Here is a 21,530-nt window from a genome sequence, read left to right as displayed (position 1 = left end):
CCGCGATCGGCGGGCAGTTTTTTGAGCAGCGCAGACCTTACTGGATCTTGGCCTTTTCGCGCAGTTGCTTCTGGTAGTCGGCCAGGGTTTGCTGGCGCAGCATTTCTTCCAGCTGCGGGCGGACCTGATCCATCGGCGGGAATTCGACCGGACGGGTGTCGTCAACCATGATGATGTGCCAGCCGAACTGGGTCTGGACCGGCTTGTCGACCAGTTGGCCCTTCTTGAGCTGCGTCACGGCTTGCGCGAACGGCTGCACGTAGTTGGTCGGAGGCGCCCAACCCAGATCGCCACCCTTTTCGGCGCTGCCCGGGTCCTTCGAGTTCTTCTTGGCCAGGTCGTCGAACTTGCCCTTGTTTTTCTGCAACTGGGCCAGCAGGTCGTTCGCCTTCTTCTCGTCTTCGACGAGGATGTGGCGGACCTTGTATTCCATCTTGCCGGCCTGTTCCTTCTTGATCTTCTCGTATTCGGCGGTGACCTGGGCGTCGGTGACCGGGTGCTTGGCCAGGTAGTCGGCCATCAGCGCGCGGACCAGGATGCCTTGGCGGGCCAGTTCGATTTCGGTCTGGACGTCGGCCTGCTTGGCGATGCCGCTGGATTCGGCGGCTTGCACGAAGATCTGGCGATTGATCATTTCCTGCTTGACCTGTTCGCGCAGTTGGGGCGAATCGGTGGCGCCTTGGCCGACCAGGAGCTTGACGAATTGATCCAGGCTCTTTTGCGGGATGGCCTTGCCGTTGACGGTTGCCACGTTTTGCGCAAAAGCCGGCACGGCGATGACGCAGGCCGCAGCCAGCATGACGATGCGTTTCATGAATATCCTTTTACTTTCTATTTGGGAGCCTGAGCGTCAAGCGCAAGCGCATGAATCGGATAGGGGATCAAATCTTGCAAATGATGATACACCAGCCGGTGCCGCGCAACGGCGGAGAGCCCCGTAAAGCAAGGCGCTACGATGATGACGCGGTAATGGCCGGCGCCGTTTTTACTGCCTTCGTGGCCGGCATGCAAATGGGAGTCGTCCAGGATGTCCAGGCTGACGGGTTCCAGGGCGGCAAGGCGCTCCCGGATCAGGGCAATACGGTCGGTAGTTTCTGGCATGGGAAGCTCAGGGCTTGCCGGGCGGTGTGGCGCCCGGGTTGGCCGGCGTGTTTTCCTCGGTCTGGATATGCTTGCCCAGCCACAGCGACTGGCCAATCACGAAGACGATCATCAGTCCCATGAGGCCGAAGGCCTTGAAACTGACCCATTGGGATTCGGTGAAGTGACCCGAGAACGCGACATACAGATTGAGCGCGCCGGCAATCAGGAAGAAGGCGGCCCAGATCATGTTCAGCTTGTCCCACGCGGCGTCCGGCAGCTGAATCTGCTTTTCCATCAGGCGGCGGATCAGATTGCGCTTGAACAACAGGCGGGCAAAGACCAGCGCGCCGCCGAACATCCAGTACAGCACCGTGGGCTTCCATTTGATGAAGACGTCGCTGTGCAGCCAGATGGTGGCGCCGCCGAACACCAGGATGACCGTCAGGTTGATCCAGTGCATGGCCTCGGTGGGGCGCCCGGTGGCCTTGAGCCAGACGATCTGCGCCACCGCGGCCGCCATGGCGACGCCCGTGGCGGTGAAGATGTCCGTATACCTGTAGGCGATGAAGAACAGGAGCAGCGGAAAGAGGTCGAACAGGAACTTCTTCATCAGTCTTCTAGGGGCTCAAACGTCATCGACAGGGAATTGATGCAGTAGCGCAGGCCGGTGGGTTCGGGACCGTCGGGAAAGACGTGGCCGAGGTGGGCGTCGCAGACGTTGCACAGCACTTCGGTGCGAACCATGCCGTGGCTGATGTCGCGCTCTTCGCGCACCAGTTCGGGGTCCAGCGCCTGAAAGTAGCTGGGCCAGCCGCAGCCGGCGTCGAATTTGGTGTCGGATGCGAACAGCGCGGTGCCACAGCCGACGCAGCGGTAGATACCAGGGGTGAAAGTATCCCAGTAGCGCCCGGTGAATGCGCGTTCGGTACCCTTTTGGCGGGTGACCACGTATTCTTCGGGGGAAAGCTGGGCGCGCCATTCGGCGTCGGTTTTGCGTACTTTTTCCATATGAGCTCTTGGAGTCGCGATGCCCGAAATGGTTCGGGCATAATCCCGCCCCATGTTAATCGAGTTTGACCAGGCGGTAGTGTCGACGCCCCAGGCGGAAGTGTTGCGCGGGGTGAGCGTCACCCTGGCCGAACGCCGCGTCGGCATCGTCGGTCCCAACGGCGCCGGCAAGAGCACGCTGGCGCGGCTGGTCAATGGCCTGGTGGCGCCCACGTCGGGCAGCGTGCGCGTGGACGGGCTGGATACGCGGCGGGAGCTGAAGGCCGTGCGTGCGCGCGTCGGCTTCGTCTTCCAGAACCCGGAAAACCAGATCGTCTTTCCCATCGTGCGCGAAGACCTGGCGTTCGGCCTGAAGCGCCTGGCGCCCGACCGCCACGAGCGCGAGGCCCGCATCGACAGCCAGTTGAACCGGCTGGGCGTGGGCCATCTGGCCGACCGCAGCAGCCACACGCTGTCCGGCGGCGAACGCCAATTGGTGGCGCTGGCCGCCGTACTGGTCATGGAGCCCGCGCTCATCGTCTTTGACGAACCCACCACGCAGCTCGACCTGCGCAACCGCAACCGGGTGCGCGCCGCCATCGACGGGCTGCCCCACGACGCCATCGTCGTGACCCATGACCTGGAGCTGCTTGAGGATTTCGATCGCGTGCTGGTAGTGCGTGACGGCGCGATCGCCGCCGACGACACGCCTGCCGCCGCGCTGCGCTGGTACCGGGAGCACTGCGCATGATGGAGCCGCTGTACGTCACGGGCGACACACCGCTGCACCGGCTGCCGGCATGGGTGAAGCTGCTGGCGTTGATGGCGGCGGGCGCGGGCCTGTTCCTGCTGCGCGATCCGCTCTGGCTGGCGTTTGCCTTCGGCGTCTCGGTGGCGATGGTCTGGTCCACGGGCGTCGCGGCTGCGGCCGTGTGGCGCCAGGTGCGCGGGCTGCTCTGGGTGCTGCTGGCCGTGGCGCTGTTCACCGGCTGGTTCCAGGGGCCGATCGAGGCCCTGGCCGTCGTGCTGCGTGTGGCGGCAATGGTCGGACTGGCCCTTGCCGTGACCCTGTCCACCCGCACGTCCGACCTGATTGCCGTCTGCGAGCGGACCTTGCGGCCGCTGGAGCGCACGGGGCTGGTCGATGCCGAGAAGGTGGCGCTGGCCCTTGCGCTGGCGCTGCGCTTCGTGCCGGAGATCTGGCGCAATTTCCAGGAGATCCGCGAGGCGCAGGCCGCGCGCGGTCTGGGCGCAAACCCGGTCGCGCTGATCGTGCCGCTGATCGTGTTGACCTTGAAGCGGGCCCAGGAAGTGTCCGAAGCGATCGACGCGCGCAGCTTCTGACCGCACGCGCCCAACATTCATATCCGAGGGGAACCCCATGAAATCGAACAATACGGTGCTGGTCGCGTTGTTTGCGGCGCTGATCGTCGTCCTGAGCCTGATGCCGCCCATTCCCATGCCCGGCATTCCCGTGCCCATCACCTTGCAGACGCTTGGCGCGATGCTGGCCGGCGCCATGCTCGGCCCCGTGCGTGGCGCGCTGGCGTGCCTGCTGTATCTGGCGCTGGCGGCGGTCGGCCTGCCCGTGCTGCCCGGCGGCCGCGGCGGACTGGGCGCGTTCTTCGGTCCGACGGGCGGGTTCCTGGTCGGCATGGTGGCCGGCGCATTCGTGACGGGCTGGCTGACGCGCCGCCTGGCCGCGCGCGCATCCGGCACGTGGATGGGGCTGGCGGGCTACGTGGCCGCCTGCGTCGTCGGCGGCATTGCGGTGGTGTACGCGTTTGGCGTGCCGTGGCTGGCGGCGGTGGCGAAGATGGACATGGCCAAGGCCGCCGGTGCGGTCGCGGTGTTCCTGCCGGGCGATCTGGTCAAGGCCGTGGTGGCCGCCTGGGTTGCGTCGCGCGTCGAACGGGTGTGGCCGATGCTGGGCCGTTGAGCCCCCCTTGAAAACCCCAGTCGCCCCAAGGGAATCCCCCAACATGACGCCTGCGACCCTTTCAAGTACAAGTTCGCCATTAACAAATGCGTTTGCCAAATCACGATTTCCGTAGCACATCAGGGAATTACCGTAGTTGCGCTACGTCATCTGATACTGTTTTAACCATATAATATTTTTTTCTGTATAACTTTAAACAGGCTCGCTTCGCCTCGTTCGAGGCACATAAGAGCCAACCACAGGAGACAAAAACATGCGCAAGCACTTCGGCTTGTCCGCGGCCGCCGCCGCTGTAGCCCTGACTCTGCCGCTTCTGGCGAGCGCACAGGTCAAGGTTGGCGTCACGGTTGCCAGCACCGGCCCCGCCGCCTCGCTGGGCATCCCCGAGCGCAACACCGTGGCCCTGCTGCCCAAGGAAGTCGCCGGCCAGAAGATCGAATGGATCGTGCTGGACGATGCCACCGACACCACGCAGGCCGTCAAGAACTCGCGCAAGCTGGCTTCCGACGACAAGGTCGACGTGCTGATCGGCACGTCCATCACCCCGGGCTCGCTCGCGATGGTCGATGTGGCCGCCGAAGCCAAGGTGCCGATGATCAGCGTGGCCGCCAGCGCCAAGATCGTCGAACCCGTGGACGACAAGCGCCGCTGGGTCTTCAAGACCCCGCAGAACGACGCGCTGATGGCCGGCGCCCTGGCTGACGCCATGGCCAAGTCCAAGGTCAAGACGCTGGGGTTCATCGGTTTTGCCGACGCCTACGGCGACGGCTGGCTGGACGTGATGCAGAAGGCCGCCAAGGCCAAGGGCATCGAGATCGTCGCCATCGAAAAATACGGCCGCACCGACACCAGCGTGACGGGCCAGGTGCTCAAGCTGGTCGGCGCCAAGCCCGACGCCATCCTGATCGCCGGCGCCGGCACCCCGTCGGCGCTGCCGCAAAAGGAATTGAAGGCCCGCAACTACGGCGGCACCATCTACCAGACCCACGGCGCCGCCAACAACGACGTGCTGCGCGTCTGCGGCAAGGACTGCGACGGCATGTACCTGCCGGCCGGCCCGCTGCTGGTCGCCGCGCAACTGCCTGACAGCAACCCGGTCAAGAAGTCGGCCCTGGCCTACGTGGAAACCTACGAAAAGGCCAATGGCGCCGGTTCGACCAACACGTTCGGCGGCCACATGTGGGATGCCGGCCAACTGGTCGTCGCCGCGCTGCCCGTGGCGCTCAAGACGGGCGCCAAGCCCGGCACGCCCGAATTCCGTGCCGCGATGCGCGACGCGCTGGAAGGCGTGAAGGACCTGGCCGTGTCGCAAGGCGTGTTCAACATGTCGCCCACGGACCACGCCGGCTTTGACGAGCGCTCGCGCGTCATGGTCAAGGTGGAAAACGGCAAGTGGGTCTACCAGCCCGGCCTGTAATGCCCCAGGATCGCCCGAGCGCGGGCTGCCCATAGCGGGCGCCCGAGGCGCGGGGGCGGCACACCGCCCGCCGCGCCGCGCCCGGCAGGACTTCGCACCGGCCTTTCCGGCCGGTGTGTCGTATCAGTGTTCCGGGTGGGGCCGGAACACCAAGAAACCACAAGGTAGTTGTTAGATGGATTCATCAATTGCGCTGATCCTGCTGCAAGACGGTGTCGTCAACGGCGCCATCTATGCCCTCCTGGGCATGGCTCTGGTACTGGTTTTCGCCGTCACGCGCGTCATTTTCATTCCCCAGGGCGAGTTCGTGGCGTTTGGCGCCCTGACCCTGGCCATGCTGGTCGACGGCAAGGTGCCGGGCACCGCCTACCTGCTGCCGTTGCTGGGCCTGGTGTGCCTGGCGCTCGAGCTGATGCGCGCCGTGCGCACCCGTAGCGCCGCCGGCCTGCCCAAGACCATTGCGACCTGCGTCGTGCTGCCGCTGGCGCTGTTCTGGCTGACCCGTAGCTATACCGGTCCGGAGAACTCGCTGTGGCTGAACATGCTGCTGACGCTGTTGCTGGTGATTCCGATGGGCCCGATGGTCTACCGCATCGTCTACCAGCCGCTCGCCGAAGCCACCGTGCTGGTGCTGCTGATCGTTTCCGTCGCCGTGCACTTCGCGCTGATGGGCCTGGCGCTCGTGTTCTTTGGCGCCGAAGGCTGGCGCACGCCCGCATTCGTGAGCGGGCAGGTCGACCTGGGCTTCATGACGTGGTCCGCGCAGAGCCTGTTCGTGGTCGCCACGTGCGCGCTGCTCATCCTGGCCTTGTGGATCTTCTTCGGCAAGACGCTGTACGGCCGCGCGCTGCGCGCCACCGCCGTCAACCGCCGCGGCGCGCGCCTGGTCGGCATCAGCACCAACATGTCGGGTTCGCTGACGTTCACGCTGGCCGTGGGCATCGGCGCCATGTCCGGCATGCTGATCGCGCCCATCACCACGGTCTATTACGACACGGGCTTTTTGATCGGCCTGAAGGGCTTCGTCGGCGCCATCATTGGCGGTCTGGCCAGCTATCCCATCGCGGCGGCCGGCTCGCTGCTCGTCGGCGTGCTCGAATCCTTCTCGTCGTTCTGGGCCAGCGCATACAAGGAAGTGATCGTCTTCACCCTGATCATCCCGGTTCTGGTCTGGCGTTCGTTCAGCACCCATCACGCGGACGAAGAGGAATAAGCCATGAACCGCATTCTGCTTGCTGTTTTTCTCGTCGTCCTGGCGGGCCTGCCGATGGTGTCGGCCACGCCCGAATTCTGGGTGACGCAACTGAACTACATCGGTCTGGCCAGCCTGGTCGTGCTGGGCCTGGTGCTGCTGACCGGCGTCGGCGGCCTGACGTCCTTCGGCCAGGCCGCGTTCGTGGGGCTGGGCGCCTACACGACGGCCTACCTGACGACGCAATACGACGTGTCGCCCTGGCTGGCGCTGCCCGCGGGCCTTATCCTGACCGCCGCCGTGGCTTACCTGCTGGGCGCGATCACGCTGCGCCTGTCGGGTCACTACCTGCCGCTGGGCACCATCGCCTGGGGCCTGTCGCTGTATTACCTGTTCGGCAACATCGACTGGCTGGGCAAGCATGACGGCATTGCCGGCATCGAGCCCATCAGCATCTTCGGCATGTCGCTGGCCAGCGGCCGCCACATCTACTACCTGATCTGGGTCTGCGTCCTCTTGGCGCTGTGGGCCACGCGCAACCTGCTCAACTCGCGTCCTGGCCGTGCCATCCGCGCGTTGAAGAGCGGGGCGGGCATGGCCGAGTCCATGGGCGTGAACACCGCCGCGTACAAGATCGTGATCTTCGTCTGGGCGGCGCTGCTGGCTTGCCTGTCGGGCTGGCTCTATGCGCACATGCAGCGCGCGGTCAGCCCCAGCCCCTTCGGCCTGAACTACGGCATCGAATACCTGTTCATGGCGGTGGTCGGGGGCGCGGGCTACGTCTGGGGCGCCCTCTTGGGTTCCAGCGTCATCCTGGTGCTGAAGGACCAGTTGCAGAACCTCCTGCCCAAGCTGCTGGACACCAACGCCAACTTCGAGATGATCGTCTTCGGCGTGTTGCTGATCCTGATGCTGCAGTACGCGCGCAACGGCCTGTGGCCGATCCTGTCGGGCTGGTGGGGCAGCATCACCGGCGCCGATGGCTCGCGCCGCAACCTGGCGCCGCCCGCGGCGGCCCCGGCCCTGCCGACGCGCGAGCGCCCGCAGCCCGGCCAGGTCGTGCTGGAAGTCGATGCCATCCGCAAGGAATTCGGCGGCCTGGTGGCCGTGAACGACATCACCTTCAAGGTGCGTTCGGGCGAGATCATGGGTCTCATCGGCCCGAACGGCGCCGGCAAGAGCACCACCTTCAACCTCATCAGCGGCGTGCTGCCGGTGACGCGTGGCCAGGTCACGTTCATGGACCAGCGCATCGACAGCCGTTCGGCGCGTGAAATCGCCAAGATGGGCGTGGGGCGCACGTTCCAGCACGTGCAGCTGCTGCCGGGCATGACCGTGCTGGAAAACGTGGCGCTGGGCGCGCACCTGCGTTCGGACGTGGGCGTGCTGTCGGGCGCGTTGCATTCGGACCGTGCGCGCGAAGCACAGCTGCTGCATGAGGCGGCCGAGCAGCTCAAGCGCGTGGGCCTGGGTGAATATCTGTACGAACAGGCCGGCAACCTTGCGCTGGGCCAGCAGCGCATCCTGGAAATCGCCCGAGCGCTGGCCTGCGATCCCTTGCTGCTGCTGCTCGATGAGCCGGCCGCCGGCCTGCGCTACAAGGAAAAGCAGGACCTGGCGCGCGTGCTGGAACAGCTGCGCGCGGAAGGCATGAGCATTCTGCTCGTGGAACATGACATGGATTTTGTGATGCGCCTGACCAACCACCTCGTGGTGATGGATTTCGGCACGAAGCTGGCCGAAGGCGTGCCGGCCGACGTGCAAAAGAACCCGGCGGTGCTGGAGGCTTACCTGGGCGGGATCGATGACGACCTGCCCGAGGCCGACCAGGCCAAGGCCGTGCCCGCGGGAGGTGTGTGATGAGCGCAACCAATTCCCCCGTCCTGGAAGTCAGCAACCTGTCGGCCCGCTACGGCAAGGTTGGCGCGCTGGCAGGCGCCTCGCTCAGCGTGCCGGCCGGCAGCATCGTCACGGTGATCGGCGCCAACGGCGCCGGCAAGTCCACGATGCTCAACGCCATCATGGGCTCGCTACCGCAGACCGGCCACGCCGCCGGCGCCGTGCATTACGCCGGCGCGGACGTGTCGGGCTGGATGGTCGAGCGCCGCGTGGCGGCCGGCATGTCGCTGGTGCCCGAGCGCCGCGAACTCTTCGGCACCATGTCCGTGGAAGACAACCTGCTGCTCGGCGGCTTTCGCCGGTATCGCGCCCGCGAAAGCGGCTGGCGCGACACGCTGAACGAAGTCTTCGACCTGTTTCCGCGGTTGCGCGAGCGCCGCGCCCAGCAGGCCGGCACCTTGTCGGGCGGCGAACGCCAGATGCTGGCCGTGGGCCGCGCGCTCATGGCCAAGCCCACCCTCCTGATGCTGGACGAACCCAGCCTGGGCCTCGCGCCGCGCATCGTGCGCGAGATCTTCCACATCATTGCGCGCCTGCGCGAGACCGGCGTGGCGATCTTGCTGGTCGAGCAGAACGCCCGCGCGGCGCTGCAGGTGGCCGACTACGGCTACGTGCTGGAAACCGGCGAGGTCATCCTGCACGGCCCGGCGCGCGAGCTGGCTGGTGACCCCAAGGTCATCGAAAGCTACCTGGGGCTGGGCAAGGGCGCCGAAGCGGCCTGACGCCACGCGCCAGACCAGAACGCCGGCTGCCGCGAGGGGCCGGCGTTTTCTTTTACGGCGCGGCTTGCCGACGAATGGCGCGGCGGCGCCGTTTTTTCAGAGGGCGGCGTCAAGGCACAGGCGTCCATCGCACGATCAATTCCTCTCCCATTGCGGGATCCGATGTCGAGTCGGCGCCGGTTTCGATGCGCCCCGCAAAGCGGCGCAGAAAGGACGGATCCTGCCTGTCGCGCACGCTGATGTCGTACCAGCCGCCGCTGCGTGACATTTCCCAGGCAAGTTCGCGGGATTCGCCGGCAGCCAGCTCGGCTTCGGTGTCGCCGGGGTATCCATAGGCATTGGCGTCGATGCGGTAGACGCGCGGCTGGGTGCCCGGATTATGCAATGACACGCGCAGCCGCGCGCCCGCGCCGTCGCAAGCCGCCACGACCGCCAGCGACGGCTGCCCGATACGCCCGGCGCAGTGCCGGTGAAAGCCGTTGGGGCCCAGCACCCACAGGTCATAGCGCCCGTCTGGCGCGGCGGGCCACCTGCCGTCGAGCGTCTTGCCGGCCTCCACGGTGTACCGGCGCGGCCCGCGCTCCAGGTCCAGCCGGTCGTAGACGTGAAACACCGCGCCCGCCGTGCCCACGTTTTCGAACCGCAGGGTGACGCCATCGTCCTGGACGCGGGCGTGTACCTGCAGCGCATAGGGAAGGGTGCGCGACGGACGTGTGCCGGCGTGTTGGCGGGCGGGCGCGGGGTCGAGCGGGGCGGGCGGCTTGACCGTGCCGTCCAACGCGGCGGCGCGGGCCGCGCGTTCGGCCGTGGCGGGAAGGCCGCGCAACAGGTCGCCGTCGTCGGGCACCGCGAAATCGAACACGCTGGTCAGATCGCCGCAGACCGCCAGCCGCCATGGCGAGATGTTTGGCTCGGCCACGCCGAAGCGCCGCTCGATGAAGCGCAACACCGACGTGTGATCGAACACCTGCGAATTGACCCAGCCGCCCTTGGTCCACGGCGACAACACATACATGGGCACGCGCGGCCCCAGCCCGTAGGCGCCATGCAGATGCGCCGGCGTGTCGTCCTTTTCAACGCCGGATAGATGTTCGTGATACTCGCCCGCGGTGTCGGCCGTGGAGGCGCCGGCCAGCTCGCCGGAGGGAAGACGCGATGGCGGCGCCGGGGGCGGCATGTGGTCGAAAAAGCCGTCGTTCTCGTCGAACATCAGCAGCAGCACCGTCTTGCTCCACACGGCGGGATTCGCGGTCAGTGCGTCGAGCACACGCGCCGTGTAGTCGGCGCCCTGCGCGGGGCTGGACGGGCTGGGATGTTCCGAGCCCGCCTTGGTCGCGCAAATCCAGGACACCTGCGGCAGCGTGCCGTCCAGCACGTCCTGGCGCAGCAGGTCCAGGTCGCGCGTGGCCAGCGCCTTGTGCTTGAGCGCCGCCAGCGCGCCCGGCAGTTCCTGGTACGCATCGCGATAGGCCTTGAAGCCCGCCGTGGGATTGAGGGAATAGTTGTCCGCCATGTTCTGGTAGATGCGCCAGCTCACGCCGGCCCGCTCCAGCCGTTCGGGATAGGTCGTCCAGGTGTAGGCGCCGGCCGGGTCGCCGCCGGTGAGCTTGTTGTAGACATTGCCCATCGCCGGGCCATTGCCGCGCGCCAGGCCGTCATTGGTGCCGGTCCACAGGAACAGGCGGTTGGTGTTGGTGCCGCCGGTGAACGAGCAATGGTAGGCGTCGCAGACGGTGAAGGCGCGGGCCATGGCGTACTGGAAGGGCAGGTCGCCTTCCGTGTAGTAGGCCATCGAATGATTCTTCTTGGCGGCGGGCCAGTTGCCCATGCGGCCGGCGTCCCAGGCGTCCTGCGCGTTGGACCAGGTGTGCGGCGTGCTCGCCACGCGCATGGCCTCGTAGGCTTCGCGCGTATCTAGCCGGTACGGCAGGACGGTGCGCGGCGCGCCTTCATCCGGCTTGTCGTTGTACTGGGCCCAGACGGTGCGATGCCGCGCATCGGGACTGTCCGGCACCGGGATGGGAAAGCGGTCGCCAAAGCCGCGCACGCCCGCCAGACCGCCGAAGTAGTGATCGAACGAGCGGTTTTCCTGCATGAAGACCACGATGTGCTCGACATCGCGGATCGTGCCGGTGCGGCGGTCGGCCGGAATGGCCAGCGCGCGGCGGATCGCGGGGGGAAACAGCGACAGGGCGGCGGCGGCGCCGGTCAGGGTGGCGCTGTGGCGCAGGAATTCGCGTCTGCTTTGCATGATCGGGCCTCACGGTCGGAAGCCCACAGCGTACGCCGCCTTGCTGTTATTTGCCTGACGGCCCGCGCGGGGTGCGCGCGGGCTTGCGGCTGCGTTGTCAGCGGCGCGTGCTTTCCGCGTATTCCATGTATAGCTGGTGCGCACGGCGTGCGATCGGGCCGTATTCCAGCGCACGGTCCTCGACGCGGTTTACGTGCACCACCTTGCCGTAGTTGCCCGACGAAAACACTTCGTCGGCGGCTTCGACGTCGGCGCGCGTCAGGCTGCGTTCCTGGACCTCGATGCCATCGGCCTTCAGCAGCGCCAGCACGCGGCGGCGCGTGATGCCGTTCAGGAACGTGCCGTTGTCCACCGGGGTGGATACGACGCCGTCCTTGGCCAGCCACAGGTTGCTGGTGGCGAACTCGGCCAGATTGCCCGCGCCGTCCAGCATGATGGCGTTGTCGAACCCCTTCTCGGCGGCTTCGCGGATGGCGCGCTGGCCGTTGGGGTACAGGCACGAGGCCTTGGCGTCGGTGGGCGCCATGTTGGGCCACGAGCGCGCGAAGCTGGAGAAGCAGGCGGAAAAGCCCTGGTCGCCCGGCATCGGCACCTTGAAGACATGCAGCACGAACTGGGTCTTGTCGGCGTCGGGCAGCAGGAAGCCGTCGGCGCAGAAGAACATGGGCTTGATGTAGAGCTCGGCGCCTTCGGGGAAACGCGCCACGGCCTGCAGGCACAGGTCCTGGATTTCTTCCCAGGCCATCTGCGGCTTCATCAGCATCTTTTCGGCCGAGCGCACGACGCGCTGGCAGTGCAGGTCCAGGTCGGGCGTCAGGCCGCGGAAGGCGCGCGCGCCGTCAAAGACCATGCTGGCCATCCAGAAGGCGTGGTCGGCCGGGCCGAGCAGTTTGGGGTTTTCAGTGGTCCAGTGACCGTTGTGCCAGAACAAGGCATCCATGATTGTCATCCTTAGCTTGAATCGGGTTGGCGATCGGGCGCGAAGCGGGTCCAGAACGCCGAATCGCCAGAATACATGAGCCGGACTGCTATTCCTTGGCCAGCGCCGCCTGCACGCGATCGGCGACGTCCGCGGGCATCCATTGCCGCCAGACGGGCGCGTACTGCTTGAGGAAATAGCGCGCGGCGTCCTCCGGTTCCTTGCCCTCGTTTTCCAGCCATCCCAGCGTCACGTCGATAGCTTCGTCGGGCACCGTCAGCTTGGACAGGAACTCGGTCACGCGCGGCGCCTGCTTGGCAAAATCGGCGTTCACGCCGGTAACGACCGGATTGGGCTTGAACTGCGTGGGCACGGGGTCCGCGCACTTGGGATCGGTCATGCAGGTATAGGCCGCCTGGTCGAACGCGGGCAGTTCCAGCTTGACCAGGTCCAGCGCGCCAACCAGCGACGTGGGCGTCCAGTAGTAGAAGACGATGTCGCGTTTGCGCTTGTAGGCCGACACGATGGCGGCCTTCTGCGCGGCGCCGGAGCCGGGCGCGAACAGCGAATAGTCCTTGTCCAGTTTCAGCGCGCGCAGCAGGTTGTCGTTCAGCGTGCCGCAGGCCCAGCCGGCCGGGCATCCGTAGATGCGGCCGCGGCCCGGGTCTTCGGGGTCGGCGAACACCTCCTTGAAGCGCGCCAGGTCGGCGGCGGACTTGAGCTCCGGGTGCCGCTCGACGGTGTAGCGCGGCACGTACCAGCCTTCACCGGCGTCATAGACGTGGCCCACGCCCAGCACCTTGCCGCTGGCCAGCGCCTTCTTCCAGGCGCCTTCGATCTGGCCGGGCCAGACCTCGGGCGTGACATCGACGTCGCCGCGTTGCAGCGCGGCCAGCATGGGCAGGGTTTCGCCGATTTCAACAGACGTCTTGCAGCCGTAGCCGTGTTCCAGCACGAAGCGCTCGATGCCGGCCAGGACAAGATTGGATTCCCAGTTCAGTCCGCTGAAACGGACGGGCCGGTCGACTTCGCAAACGGGGGCGGCGGGCGCGGCCTGGGCCGCGGCGGGGGACAGCAGGGCGGCGGCCAGCGCGAGCGCGCCGAGGCCGGGAACGAGATGCGTGATGCGCATGGTCGGCACCTGTGTAGTAGGGTGCCTGCCATTGTACGGGGCGCTGCCGCGCGCCCCAATGCAACGGGGCCGCTTTGCGCGGCCCCGGGGTCAATCAACCGATAAATCGGATCAAGCGCGGGCAGCGCGCCGGCGGTTGAAGAGCGCGCCCAGTTCGCCCACGATGCCGCGCCGGAACGCCAGCACGCAGACCACGAAGATCAGGCCGCTCACGATGGTGACGGACTCGCCCAGGCGCAGGAACCATTCGACGCCGGTCAGGTTGGCCATCATCTGGCCGAAGTCGCCCACCTTGTTCTCCAGCAGCACCACGATGAACGCGCCCAGCACCGGACCGGTCAATGTGCCCAGGCCGCCGATCAGCGTCATCAGGATCACCAGCCCGGACATCTGCCAGGTGGCGTCCGACAGCGTGGCCGACACGAACACCAGCGTCTTGGTGGCGCCGGCCAGGCCCGCCAGGGCGGCCGACAGCACGAAGGCCACCAGCTTGAAGCGGTCGACGTCGTAACCCAGCGAGATGGCGCGCGGCTCGTTTTCGCGCAGCGCCTGCAGCACCTGCCCGAAGGGCGAGTTCACCGTGCGCCAGATGATGAAGTAGCCGATGATGAAGATGGCCATCACCAGGTAGTACAGGTTGATGTCCTTGGACAGGTCGACCAGCCCGAACAGCGTGCCGCGCGGCACGCTTTGCAGGCCGTCCTCGCCACCCGTGAACTTGGCCTGCAGGAAGAAGAAGAACACCATCTGCGACAGCGCCAGCGTGATCATGGCGAAGTAGATGCCGCTGCGGCGGATGGCCAGCGCGCCCATGGCCAGGCCCAGCAGCGCCGCCACGGCCACGCCGAACAGCAGGCCCAGCTCGGTGGGCAGGCCCCAGACCTTCATGCTGTGCCCGGCCGCATAGGCCGCGCTGCCCAAAAAGGCGGCGTGGCCGAAGGACAAGAGCCCCGTGAAGCCCAGCAGCAGGTTGAAGGCGCACGCGAAGAGGGCGTAGCACATGACCTTCATGGCGAAGATCGGATACACGCCTGCGAAGGGAAGCAAGGCCACCACGATGGCCAAGACCGCATAGCCCAGGAATTGACGATTCATTTTTCTTTTCCGAACAGCCCGGCCGGGCGGATCAACAGAACAATGGCCATGATGATGAAGACGACCGTGCTGGACGCTTCGGGCCAGAACACCTTGGTCAGGCCTTCGATCACGCCCAGGCCCAACCCGGTGACGATGGCGCCAAGAATGGAGCCCATGCCGCCGATCACGACCACCGCGAACACGACGATGATGAGGTTCGATCCCATCAGCGGCGAGATCTGCAGCACCGGCGCGGCCAGCACCCCGGCAAAGCCCGCCAGCGCCACGCCGAACCCATAGGTCAGCGTGATCATGCGGGGCACGTTCACGCCGAAGGATTCGACAAGGCGAGGATTCTCGGTGCCGGCGCGCAGCAGGGCGCCCAGGCGGGTGCGTTCAATGACGTACCACGTGGCAAAGCAGACGATGATCGATGCCGCCACGACCCAGCCACGGTAGTTCGGCAGGATCATGAAACCCAGGTTGGTCGCGCCGCGCAGGGCCTCGGGCGTGGGATAGGGCTGGCCCGATACGCCGTAGAAGCTGCGGAACAGCCCTTCGATCAGCAGCGTCAGCCCGAAGGTGAGCAGCAGCCCGTACAGGTGGTCGAGCTTGTAAAGGTGCTTGAGCAGCAGCTTTTCGATGATGATGCCGAACAGGCCCACGATCAGCGGCGCCAGGATCAGCATGATCCAGTAATTCAGGCCAAAGTACGACAGCCCCATCCATGCGACGAAGGCGCCCAGCATGTAGAGAGCGCCGTGGGCGAAGTTGATGACGTTGAGCAGCCCGAAGATGACGGCGAGTCCGAGCGACAGCATTGCATAGAAGGAACCGTTGACCAGGCCCAATAACAGCTGGCCGAACAAGGCCTGTACGGGGATGCCGAAAATGTCAGTCATCGTGTGAAAGTCCTGCGCGGTACGGAAGGAAGCGAGCTAGTCAGGAAGGATGCGGCCGGGCTGTCGGCCCGGACCGCATCCGGGATCACATGCGCCGGTTTATTTCTTGACCAGCTTGCAGGTGGACTCGGACAACTTGGTGTAGACCTCGTCGCCAGGCAGCGTCGCCACCACCTTGTAGTAGTCCCACGGGCCCTTGGATTCGGCCGGGGTCTTCACTTGCATCAGGTACATATCGTGGACCATGCGGCCGTCCTCGCGCACGACGCCGCCCTGGGCGAAGAAGTCGTTCACCTTGTTCGACTTCATCCACTTCATCACGTCGTCGCCGTTATCCGAGCCGGTGGCCTTGACGGCGTTCAGGTAGAACATCGCCGACGAGTAATCGCCCGCCTGCAGCATGGACGGCTTGCGGCCGACCTTGGACTCGAACTTCTTGGACCAGGCGCGCGAGGCGTCGGATTGATCCCAGTACCAGCCGTCGGTCAGGTACATGCCCTTGGTTGCGTCCAGGCCGAGCGAGTGCACGTCGTTGATGAACACCAGCAGGCCGGCCAGCTTCATGCTCTTGGTGACGCCGAATTCGTTGGCGGCCTTGACCGTGTTGATGGTGTCGCCGCCGGCGTTGGCCATGCCCAGGATCTGCGCCTTGGAGGCTTGCGCCTGCAGCAGGAACGACGAGAAGTCCGAAGCGCCCAGCGGTGCGCGCACCTGGCCCTTCACTTCGCCGCCCGCGGCCTTGACGACCGCCATCGTGTCACGTTCCAGCGCGTGGCCGAACGCGTAGTCCGCGGTCAGGAAGAACCAGCTCTTGCCGCCGTCCTTCACGACTGCCGAGCCGGTGCCGCGCGCCAGCGCCACGGTGTCGTAGGCGTAGTGCACGGTGTAAGGCGAACATTGGGCGTTGGTCAGGTCGGACGAGCCGGCGCCCACTGCGATGAAGGGCTTCTTCTTTTCAGCGGCCACCGCCGCCATGGCCAGGCTGGTGGCCGAGTTGGTGCCGGCGATGATGACGTCGACCTTCTGCTGGTCGAACCATTCGCGGGCGCGGGCCGAAGCGACGTCGGCCTTGTTCTGGTGGTCGGCGGAGACGATTTCGATCTTCTTGCCGTTGACCGTGCCGCCGAAGTCCTCGACCGCCATGCGCACGGCTTCCAGGCCCGCCTTGCCGTCGATGTCGGAGTAAACGCCCGACATGTCGGTGATGAATCCGATGCGGATGACATCGTCGGAGATACCTTGAGCGTGGGCGGTTGCCCCCGCGAATCCCAGGCCCGCCATGGCCAGTGCAGCAGTGATGGTGTGCAGCTTCATGGGATGACTCCTCTTCCCTACGGTGTGGTGTTTGCCGGGGTTCCGGCGGATGACACAGGTTGCTTTAGACGCCCAACAGTTCGTTGAGCGTGTCCTGTTTTTCTGAAAGTTCGGCAGCTTCGAAGTGCTCGACGATCTGGCCGTGCTCCATGACGTAGAAGCGGTCGGCCAGCGGTGCGGCGAAGCGGAAATTCTGTTCCACCATGACGATGGTGTAGCCCCGCTGCTTGAGCGCCGTGATCATGCGGGCCAGCGCCTGCACGATGACGGGCGCGAGGCCTTCGGAGATCTCGTCGAGCAGCAGCAGGTTTGCGCCGGTGCGCAGGATGCGCGCCACGGCCAGCATCTGCTGTTCGCCGCCCGACAGGCGCGTGCCCGGGGAATTGCGGCGTTCCTGCAGATTGGGGAACATGTCGTAGATCTCGGCCAGCGACATGCCGCCGCCAAGCGAGCCCACGACCGGCGGAAGCAGCAGGTTCTCTTCGCAAGACAGGCTAGCGAAGATGCCGCGTTCCTCGGGGCAATAGCCCACGCCCAGGTGGGCAATCTTGTAAGTGGGCAGGTCGATGGCCTCGGTGCCATGGATGCGGACCGAGCCCTTGCGCGAACCGGTCAGGCCCAGGATGGCGCGCAGCGTCGTGGTGCGGCCGGCGCCATTGCGGCCCAGCAGCGTGACGACCTCGCCTTGTCCAACGCGCATGTCCACGCCGTGCAGGATATGCGATTCCCCGTACCAGGCGTTCAAGCCCGAGATTTCGAGTGCGGGGGTGCTCATGCGTGCGCTCCTTGAAGTTCGCCGTCGGTCGTGCCCATGTAAGCCTGCATCACGGCCGGATGGCGGGAGACTTCGGCGTAGGAACCTTCGGCCAGCACCGATCCGCGCGCCAGCACGGTGATGGTGTTGGCGATGGAGGACACGACGTTCATGTTGTGTTCCACCATGAGGATGGTGCGCCCGGCGCTCACGCGCTTGATCAATTGCGTGACGCGGTCCACGTCTTCGTGGCCCATGCCCTGGGTGGGTTCGTCCAGCAGCATCAGCTCGGGCTCCATCGCCAGCGTGGTGGCAATCTCGAGCGCGCGCTTGCGGCCGTACGGCAGGTTGACGGTGGTTTCATCGGCAAAGTCGCCCAGGTCCACCTGTTCAAGCAGCGCGCGCGCCGGCTCGTTCAAGGAGGCGAGCCGCTTGTCGCTTTGCCAGAAGTGATAGGACAGGCCGGTCTTGCGCTGCAGGCCGATCCGCACGTTCTCGAGCACGGTCAGGTGCGGGAACACCGCCGAGATCTGGAACGACCGGATGATGCCGCGCCGCGCGATCTGCGCGGGCCGCTCGCCGGTGATGTCGATGCCATTGAACCTGATGCTGCCCGACGTGGGAGCGAGGAATTTCGTAAGCAGGTTGAAGCATGTGGTCTTGCCCGCGCCGTTAGGCCCGATCAAGGCATGAATCTCGCCCCGCTTGATACGCAAATCGACCCCGTTGACCGCGACAAAGCCGCGGAACTCCTTGGTGAGGCCTTTTGTCTCCAGGATTGTGTCATCCATGTTCGCTGCACCAGCGTTGTATTTATATGGTCTCTGCCTGACGTTATTGCGTCGGGCCCCCGCAGGGTTGGAAAACTGTTTGCGTGCGCAGTTTTCTTATGAGTTGCCGGCGAGTATGCGGACGTCGCAATCAAAATTCCATGAGGGTTTGTCATAGGTTTTGCACTGCGGAAAGGCCAATTGTCGGCATGCCGACAATGCAGTGCGCATATGGGGAGAAAGGTCGCCCGATATGCAAATGCGTTGCAGCAATTACGCGTTGAGCGTCATCAAGATGTCACGCGGCAAAAGGCGAGGGAAAACCCGGTTTTCCGCTCGCATAATCGCAGGTGAATACCCGCGCGGTGATGTCAGGCAGGCGTTTTCTGCTTGAATTCGCAGAGGTCGGAAATGCCGCATTGCGGGCACTTCGGCTTGCGCGCCACGCAAACGTAGCGGCCGTGCAGGATAAGCCAGTGATGCGCATCCAGCAGATATTCGCTGGGCACGAACTTCATGAGCTTTTGCTCGACTTCCAGCACATTTTTTCCCGGCGCGATGCCGGTGCGATTCGAGACGCGGAATATATGCGTGTCCACCGCCATGGCCGCTTGTCCGAACGCGGTGTTGAGCACCACGTTGGCCGTCTTGCGGCCGACGCCGGGCAGGGCCTCCAGGGACTCGCGTGTTTGCGGCACCTGGCCGCCGTGCTGCTCGATCAGGATCTTGCAGGTGGCGATCGCGTTCTTGGCCTTGGTGCGAAACAGGCCGATGGTCTTGATGTAGTCGGCAAGCCCTTCCTCGCCCAGCGCCAAGAGGGTCTCGGGCGTGCCGTACTGCGGGAAGAACTTGCGCGTGGCGATGTTGACCGACTTGTCGGTCGCCTGTGCCGACAGCAGCACGGCGATCAGCAACTGGAACGGCGTGGCGTATTCCAGTTCGGTGGTGGGAGTGGGATTGGCCGCCTTCAGGCGGGCGAAGATCTCTCGACGTTTGGCGGCGTTCATGACTGCGTGGGATTGCGGCGGGCCCGGGCGCGGGCCAGCGCGGATTCGATGGCGGAGCGCTTGCGGTCTTCCTTTTGCGCATCCTCGGCGGCGGGCGCCACGGGCGCGGGCGCTTCGGGCACGTCCGGTGCCATCAGGCGCGCGTTGTCGGCAGCCAGGCGCTCGGCGCGCGCCTGATGACGGCGATGACGCTCGCGGCTGACGGCGGCGTCCTCGCTGGTCCATGCGCGCCCGGCCGGCACCATCTCGATGCAGTCGACGGGACAGGGCGCCACGCACAGGTCGCAGCCGGTGCACCAGTCGTCCAGCACGGTGTGCATGTGCTTGTTGGCCCCGACGATGGCGTCGACCGGACAGGCCTGGATGCACAGCGTACAGCCGATGCAATGCGATTCGTCGATGCGCGCGACGAGCAGCGGGCCGGGTTCCCCGCGTGACAGATCGAGCGGCAGCAGGGGCGTGCCGAGCAGCGCGGACAACGCGGCGACGCCGTCCTCGCCGCCGGGCGGACAGCGGTTGATCGGGGCGGCGCCCTGGGCGATGGCCTCGGCATAGGGCCGGCAGCCGTCGTAACCGCATTTGGTGCATTGCGTCTGAGGCAGCAAGGCATCAACGCGGTCGGCTAATGAGCGACAGGACATGTAAAGCCAGTAATGAAAAGGGGCCGCTTGGGCCCCGGGGATACGGATCAGGCTGCTGGCGGCGCCGGGCTTACGCCCGTGCCCCGCCGGATGGACGGCGCGGCGCCTTCCTCAAGCCGATTGCCGGATGAACTCGGCAATTTTAGGACAGATCATTTCGCGCCACCGGCGGCCCGAGAAAATGCCGTAATGGCCGCAGTTCGGCGCGGTGTAGTGCGCCTTGCGGTCGGCGGGGATGTTCTTGCACAGCTTGATCGCCGCGCGCGTCTGTCCCTGGCCGGAAATGTCGTCCAGCTCGCCTTCGATGGTGAACAGGGCCACGTCCTTGATGTCGGCCGGGCGCACCAGCTTGCCGTCCACTTCCCAGGTGCCGCTGGGCAGCGCGAACTCCTGGAAAACCATGCGGATCGTGTCCAGGTAGAACTCGGCCGGCATGTCCAGCACCGCGTTGTATTCGTCGTAGAAACGGCGATGCGCTTCGGCGTCGCTGTCGTCGCCGCGCAGCAGGTCCAGGTAGAAGTCGTAATGCGACTTCATGTGGCGGTCCGGATTCATGGCCATGAATCCCGCATGTTGCAGGAAGCCCGGATAAACCCGGCGGCCGGCCCCCGGATAACGGGGCGGAACGGGGTGGATCACCTGGTTCTCGAACCAGGCGTAGGGCTTGGTCGTGGCCAGGCGGTTGACCTGCGTCGGCGACTGGCGCGGGTCGATGGGACCGCCCATCATCACCATGCTGCGCGGCTGGCAGGGATCGTTGGCAGAGGCCATCAGGGACACGGCGGCCAGCACCGGCACCGTGGGCTGGCACACGGAAATGACGTGCACGTCGGGGCCCAGGTGGCGGATGAAGTCCTGCACGTAGCGCACGTAGTCGTTCAGATGGAACGGCCCGGCCGACAGCGGCACCATGCGCGCGTCGACCCAGTCGGTCACATAGAGGTCGTGGTTGGGCAGCAGGGCGCGCACGGTGTCGCGCAGCAGGGTGGCGTGGTGCCCGGAAAGTGGTGCCACCAGCAGCACCTTGGGATCGTTCTTGCCTGCCAGGCGCACGTCGCGCTGGAAGTGCACCAGTCGGCAGAACGGCTTGTCCATGGCCACGGCTTCGATCACGCGCACGGACTTGCCGCCGATCTGGGTGGTGGGAAGATTCCAGGCGGGCTTCTGGTATTCCTTGCCGATACGGGTCATCAGCTCATACCCGGCGGCCATCTGGCGCGAAATCGGGGTATAGGCGAGCGGGCTGTAGGGGCTGGAGAACAGCTGAGAACCGGCGTCCGTGAATGCAGCGAACGGAGTCAGGAAGGCGCGCTGCATTTCGTGCAATTGGTACAGCATTTCGGGGAAGTCCTTCTGGGTCGAGCGTGTGCCCCGATTATTGCTCCGAGGCGTAACGATATTTCCAATCAGACTGAAGAATGTCAGGCAAAGTGCCTGATTTTGTTGCTAAAAAGCGACCCGTCATGTGTTTCGCACCAGTTTAGGGCCGCGTTCATGCCTTGCGGTGACGCCAAAAGGTGGATT

Annotated in this window: 22 protein-coding genes; 7 read left to right on the top strand and 15 right to left on the bottom strand. The window is 65.5% G+C overall.

The window, feature by feature from the left end:
* Positions 1 to 37: 37 nt before the first annotated feature.
* Genes KVT32_RS04270 through msrB form a run of 4 tightly spaced genes read right to left on the bottom strand, consistent with a single transcriptional unit; the run spans position 38 to position 2,091 of the window.
* Positions 38 to 814, bottom strand: a complete 777-nt coding sequence (locus tag KVT32_RS04270; protein WP_056321777.1) for a peptidylprolyl isomerase — start codon at positions 812 to 814, stop codon at positions 38 to 40.
* Between the two features lie 17 nt (positions 815 to 831).
* Positions 832 to 1,101 carry a BolA family transcriptional regulator gene (locus tag KVT32_RS04265; RefSeq protein WP_062840527.1) on the bottom strand — a complete coding sequence of 90 codons (270 nt, stop codon included), beginning with the start codon at positions 1,099 to 1,101 and terminating at the stop codon, positions 832 to 834.
* 7 nt (positions 1,102 to 1,108) lie between these two features.
* A complete protein-coding gene (locus KVT32_RS04260; RefSeq protein WP_056321782.1) occupies positions 1,109 to 1,693 on the bottom strand; it encodes a septation protein A in 585 nt (194 codons plus the stop codon).
* The gene (gene msrB / locus KVT32_RS04255; protein ID WP_056321785.1) at positions 1,693 to 2,091 is read right to left on the bottom strand and encodes a peptide-methionine (R)-S-oxide reductase MsrB; all 399 of its coding nucleotides are present in this window, start codon (positions 2,089 to 2,091) and stop codon (positions 1,693 to 1,695) included. The genes KVT32_RS04260 and msrB overlap by 1 nt, the downstream gene beginning before the upstream one ends.
* A 52-nt stretch (positions 2,092 to 2,143) precedes the next feature.
* Here msrB and KVT32_RS04250 point away from each other — a divergent pair, with 52 nt between their 5' ends.
* The 7 genes from KVT32_RS04250 to KVT32_RS04220 all read left to right on the top strand — a co-directional run bounded on the left by KVT32_RS04250 (position 2,144) and on the right by KVT32_RS04220 (position 9,239).
* The gene (locus KVT32_RS04250) at positions 2,144 to 2,821 is read left to right on the top strand and encodes an energy-coupling factor ABC transporter ATP-binding protein (protein ID WP_217617739.1); all 678 of its coding nucleotides are present in this window, start codon (positions 2,144 to 2,146) and stop codon (positions 2,819 to 2,821) included.
* Entirely contained in the window at positions 2,818 to 3,414 is a 597-nt protein-coding gene (locus tag KVT32_RS04245) for an energy-coupling factor transporter transmembrane protein EcfT (RefSeq protein WP_217617738.1), read from the top strand. Before KVT32_RS04250 ends, KVT32_RS04245 begins: the two co-directional genes overlap by 4 nt.
* 37 nt (positions 3,415 to 3,451) lie before the next feature.
* A complete protein-coding gene (locus tag KVT32_RS04240) occupies positions 3,452 to 4,009 on the top strand; it encodes a biotin transporter BioY (RefSeq protein WP_142050341.1) in 558 nt (185 codons plus the stop codon).
* Positions 4,010 to 4,262: 253 nt separating this feature from the next.
* Positions 4,263 to 5,426: an ABC transporter substrate-binding protein gene (locus tag KVT32_RS04235; RefSeq protein WP_056321798.1), complete on the top strand. Its 1,164-nt coding sequence runs from the start codon at positions 4,263 to 4,265 to the stop codon at positions 5,424 to 5,426.
* A 175-nt stretch (positions 5,427 to 5,601) separates the two neighbouring features.
* On the top strand, positions 5,602 to 6,639 hold the full coding sequence (locus tag KVT32_RS04230; protein WP_056321800.1) for a branched-chain amino acid ABC transporter permease: 1,038 nt from the start codon (positions 5,602 to 5,604) through the stop codon (positions 6,637 to 6,639).
* A gap of 3 nt (positions 6,640 to 6,642) precedes the next feature.
* Entirely contained in the window at positions 6,643 to 8,478 is a 1,836-nt protein-coding gene (locus KVT32_RS04225; RefSeq protein WP_175156298.1) for an ATP-binding cassette domain-containing protein, read from the top strand.
* Complete coding sequence (locus KVT32_RS04220; protein WP_056321805.1) at positions 8,478 to 9,239, top strand: ABC transporter ATP-binding protein; 762 nt, start codon at positions 8,478 to 8,480, stop codon at positions 9,237 to 9,239. The genes KVT32_RS04225 and KVT32_RS04220 overlap by 1 nt, the downstream gene beginning before the upstream one ends.
* A gap of 109 nt (positions 9,240 to 9,348) precedes the next feature.
* Here KVT32_RS04220 and KVT32_RS04215 read toward each other — a convergent pair whose 3' ends face one another.
* From KVT32_RS04215 to KVT32_RS04165, 11 genes are all read right to left on the bottom strand, one after another.
* Complete coding sequence (locus KVT32_RS04215) at positions 9,349 to 11,490, bottom strand: phosphocholine-specific phospholipase C (RefSeq protein WP_217617737.1); 2,142 nt, start codon at positions 11,488 to 11,490, stop codon at positions 9,349 to 9,351.
* A gap of 97 nt (positions 11,491 to 11,587) precedes the next feature.
* On the bottom strand, positions 11,588 to 12,430 hold the full coding sequence (locus KVT32_RS04210) for a branched-chain amino acid aminotransferase (protein ID WP_152383682.1): 843 nt from the start codon (positions 12,428 to 12,430) through the stop codon (positions 11,588 to 11,590).
* A gap of 88 nt (positions 12,431 to 12,518) precedes the next feature.
* Complete coding sequence (locus KVT32_RS04205) at positions 12,519 to 13,541, bottom strand: ABC transporter substrate-binding protein (protein ID WP_152383683.1); 1,023 nt, start codon at positions 13,539 to 13,541, stop codon at positions 12,519 to 12,521.
* A gap of 111 nt (positions 13,542 to 13,652) precedes the next feature.
* The gene (locus KVT32_RS04200; RefSeq protein ID WP_056321818.1) at positions 13,653 to 14,636 is read right to left on the bottom strand and encodes a branched-chain amino acid ABC transporter permease; all 984 of its coding nucleotides are present in this window, start codon (positions 14,634 to 14,636) and stop codon (positions 13,653 to 13,655) included.
* Entirely contained in the window at positions 14,633 to 15,520 is an 888-nt protein-coding gene (locus KVT32_RS04195) for a branched-chain amino acid ABC transporter permease (RefSeq protein ID WP_217617736.1), read from the bottom strand. Before KVT32_RS04195 ends, KVT32_RS04200 begins: the two co-directional genes overlap by 4 nt.
* A gap of 99 nt (positions 15,521 to 15,619) precedes the next feature.
* A complete protein-coding gene (locus KVT32_RS04190) occupies positions 15,620 to 16,834 on the bottom strand; it encodes an ABC transporter substrate-binding protein (RefSeq protein WP_062840537.1) in 1,215 nt (404 codons plus the stop codon).
* 64 nt (positions 16,835 to 16,898) lie between these two features.
* Entirely contained in the window at positions 16,899 to 17,609 is a 711-nt protein-coding gene (locus KVT32_RS04185; RefSeq protein ID WP_062840538.1) for an ABC transporter ATP-binding protein, read from the bottom strand.
* Positions 17,606 to 18,379: an ABC transporter ATP-binding protein gene (locus KVT32_RS04180; protein ID WP_062840539.1), complete on the bottom strand. Its 774-nt coding sequence runs from the start codon at positions 18,377 to 18,379 to the stop codon at positions 17,606 to 17,608. The genes KVT32_RS04185 and KVT32_RS04180 overlap by 4 nt, the downstream gene beginning before the upstream one ends.
* Before the next feature lie 350 nt (positions 18,380 to 18,729).
* Positions 18,730 to 19,365 carry an endonuclease III gene (gene nth, locus KVT32_RS04175; protein WP_152383684.1) on the bottom strand — a complete coding sequence of 212 codons (636 nt, stop codon included), beginning with the start codon at positions 19,363 to 19,365 and terminating at the stop codon, positions 18,730 to 18,732.
* Positions 19,362 to 20,006, bottom strand: coding sequence for an electron transport complex subunit RsxB (gene rsxB, locus KVT32_RS04170; RefSeq protein WP_152383685.1), 645 nt, complete (start codon positions 20,004 to 20,006; stop codon positions 19,362 to 19,364). Before rsxB ends, nth begins: the two co-directional genes overlap by 4 nt.
* 111 nt (positions 20,007 to 20,117) lie before the next feature.
* Positions 20,118 to 21,344, bottom strand: a complete 1,227-nt coding sequence (locus KVT32_RS04165) for a polyhydroxyalkanoate depolymerase (RefSeq protein WP_152383686.1) — start codon at positions 21,342 to 21,344, stop codon at positions 20,118 to 20,120.
* Positions 21,345 to 21,530 lie beyond the last annotated feature (186 nt).

It is taken from the genome of Achromobacter sp. GbtcB20 (assembly GCF_019091095.1).
Lineage (GTDB): Bacteria > Pseudomonadota > Gammaproteobacteria > Burkholderiales > Burkholderiaceae_B > Achromobacter > Achromobacter mucicolens.
Note: the sequence above shows the minus strand (reverse complement) of the source record. Positions and strands in the feature narration are given on the sequence as shown.

Excerpts from the sequence above, each read along its gene's own strand:
- KVT32_RS04270 (WP_056321777.1), bottom strand. The coding sequence starts at position 814 with ATGAAACGCATCGTCATGCTGGCTGCGGCCTGCGTCATCGCCGTGCCG.
- KVT32_RS04265 (WP_062840527.1), bottom strand. The coding sequence starts at position 1,101 with ATGCCAGAAACTACCGACCGTATTGCCCTGATCCGGGAGCGCCTTGCC.
- KVT32_RS04260 (WP_056321782.1), bottom strand. The coding sequence starts at position 1,693 with ATGAAGAAGTTCCTGTTCGACCTCTTTCCGCTGCTCCTGTTCTTCATC.
- msrB (WP_056321785.1), bottom strand. The coding sequence starts at position 2,091 with ATGGAAAAAGTACGCAAAACCGACGCCGAATGGCGCGCCCAGCTTTCC.
- KVT32_RS04250 (WP_217617739.1), top strand. The coding sequence starts at position 2,144 with ATGTTAATCGAGTTTGACCAGGCGGTAGTGTCGACGCCCCAGGCGGAA.
- KVT32_RS04245 (WP_217617738.1), top strand. The coding sequence starts at position 2,818 with ATGATGGAGCCGCTGTACGTCACGGGCGACACACCGCTGCACCGGCTG.
- KVT32_RS04240 (WP_142050341.1), top strand. The coding sequence starts at position 3,452 with ATGAAATCGAACAATACGGTGCTGGTCGCGTTGTTTGCGGCGCTGATC.
- KVT32_RS04235 (WP_056321798.1), top strand. The coding sequence starts at position 4,263 with ATGCGCAAGCACTTCGGCTTGTCCGCGGCCGCCGCCGCTGTAGCCCTG.
- KVT32_RS04230 (WP_056321800.1), top strand. The coding sequence starts at position 5,602 with ATGGATTCATCAATTGCGCTGATCCTGCTGCAAGACGGTGTCGTCAAC.
- KVT32_RS04225 (WP_175156298.1), top strand. The coding sequence starts at position 6,643 with ATGAACCGCATTCTGCTTGCTGTTTTTCTCGTCGTCCTGGCGGGCCTG.
- KVT32_RS04220 (WP_056321805.1), top strand. The coding sequence starts at position 8,478 with ATGAGCGCAACCAATTCCCCCGTCCTGGAAGTCAGCAACCTGTCGGCC.
- KVT32_RS04215 (WP_217617737.1), bottom strand. The coding sequence starts at position 11,490 with ATGCAAAGCAGACGCGAATTCCTGCGCCACAGCGCCACCCTGACCGGC.
- KVT32_RS04210 (WP_152383682.1), bottom strand. The coding sequence starts at position 12,430 with ATGGATGCCTTGTTCTGGCACAACGGTCACTGGACCACTGAAAACCCC.
- KVT32_RS04205 (WP_152383683.1), bottom strand. The coding sequence starts at position 13,541 with ATGCGCATCACGCATCTCGTTCCCGGCCTCGGCGCGCTCGCGCTGGCC.
- KVT32_RS04200 (WP_056321818.1), bottom strand. The coding sequence starts at position 14,636 with ATGAATCGTCAATTCCTGGGCTATGCGGTCTTGGCCATCGTGGTGGCC.
- KVT32_RS04195 (WP_217617736.1), bottom strand. The coding sequence starts at position 15,520 with ATGACTGACATTTTCGGCATCCCCGTACAGGCCTTGTTCGGCCAGCTG.
- KVT32_RS04190 (WP_062840537.1), bottom strand. The coding sequence starts at position 16,834 with ATGAAGCTGCACACCATCACTGCTGCACTGGCCATGGCGGGCCTGGGA.
- KVT32_RS04185 (WP_062840538.1), bottom strand. The coding sequence starts at position 17,609 with ATGAGCACCCCCGCACTCGAAATCTCGGGCTTGAACGCCTGGTACGGG.
- KVT32_RS04180 (WP_062840539.1), bottom strand. The coding sequence starts at position 18,379 with ATGGATGACACAATCCTGGAGACAAAAGGCCTCACCAAGGAGTTCCGC.
- nth (WP_152383684.1), bottom strand. The coding sequence starts at position 19,365 with ATGAACGCCGCCAAACGTCGAGAGATCTTCGCCCGCCTGAAGGCGGCC.
- rsxB (WP_152383685.1), bottom strand. The coding sequence starts at position 20,006 with ATGTCCTGTCGCTCATTAGCCGACCGCGTTGATGCCTTGCTGCCTCAG.
- KVT32_RS04165 (WP_152383686.1), bottom strand. The coding sequence starts at position 21,344 with ATGCTGTACCAATTGCACGAAATGCAGCGCGCCTTCCTGACTCCGTTC.